General features: G+C 44.1%; 1 protein-coding gene. It reads right to left on the bottom strand.

Annotated features, from left to right (window positions below):
• Positions 1–588 precede the first annotated feature (588 nt).
• Positions 589–1,247, bottom strand: a 659-nt coding sequence (locus CDZ78_RS20590; RefSeq protein WP_167374432.1) for a transglycosylase SLT domain-containing protein, incomplete at its 5' end; no start/stop codon positions are given.

Raw genomic sequence — 1,247 nt, 5'->3', positions numbered from 1 at the left:
AGCAAGCAGCAAAAACTTAACGCGACCACTTATGCCTCCGGCGGCCCCGATTCGTCCTCGTCACCTCGTCCCGACCCAACAAGGGGTCGGAACATAGGCTCCAAATGACTTGACGCCGTGTCGGATGGCCTTTTATTTTGTCTCCACCTTCGCTAACGCTCAGACTCCGACAAAATAACGGCCCTACGGCTATCGCGGACTAAAAATCATCACTTCGCTTAGGCTACGTTTCCCTGATTTTCAGCGAATGAGGGGAGTTACAATCAGAGGCTTAACAGCCCTAAAGCTAACTTCTCATTACTCACGGGTAATAAGGAATAAATGTGGGCGCAGGTCTTTAGACTGCATTCACCTAGTACTGGCTAAAGATCTGCGTTCCAGGTACCTGTTGATAATGAGAAGTTACCAATAAAGCTCCTCACTCTAGTCCTCTCCCACGAGGAATAAATGGATGGACACCAGGTAACTTTCAAGCATATTATTTTTATGTTGAGGTGACTAAATTTCACTATATAAAAATCAACTCAATGTCTACCGGAGAAACCCAGTTGCCAGAATCTGGGATACTGATTGTATGTTGGGAATAAACTAATCAATTTGGATTTTCGTCTTAGACACCGCGGATGCCTCATTGATTTCTTTATTGCCTGTATACCAGATCAATAAATCAAGATAACTGCGGATATTATCGACATATATAACAGGCTCTTTGCCCCTTGCATAACCATGTTTAGTCTTGGAGTACCATTTCTTCTTAGTTAGCAGGGGCAGGGCTCGTTTGACATCAATCCACTTATCGGGGTTTTTGCCTAGTTTCTGGGTAATAATTCGTGCGTCCTCTAGGTGTCCGAAGCCTACATTATAGGATGCAAGCGCAAGCCAGGTACGGTCAGGCTCTGGAATTCGAGCGGGAATTTTCTTTAAACGCTGCTTGAAATATAAGGCTCCGCCAAAAATACTTTCTTTGGGGTTTGTACGGTCTTTTACTTTTACCTGTTTTGCTGTCGCCTGGGTAAGCATCATTAGGCCTTTTACTCCAGTTGGAGAGACGGCATCTTTATTCCAGTGTGATTCTTGATAACTGATTGCAGCTAACAGGCGCCAGTCAAAGGTGTATTTTTCTGCAGCATCTTGAAACAGTGATTGATATTGTGGTAGGTGGCTTTGTAAGTGCAGGCGAAAGGTACAGTTGCCTACATATTTAATATTGCGTGTATGTCCATAGTGCCGTTCTAATAATTGCTCTC

This window comes from Bathymodiolus platifrons methanotrophic gill symbiont (genome assembly GCF_002189065.1).
Classification (GTDB): domain Bacteria; phylum Pseudomonadota; class Gammaproteobacteria; order Methylococcales; family Methylomonadaceae; genus Methyloprofundus.
This window is presented reverse-complemented; position numbering and strand designations above follow the sequence as displayed.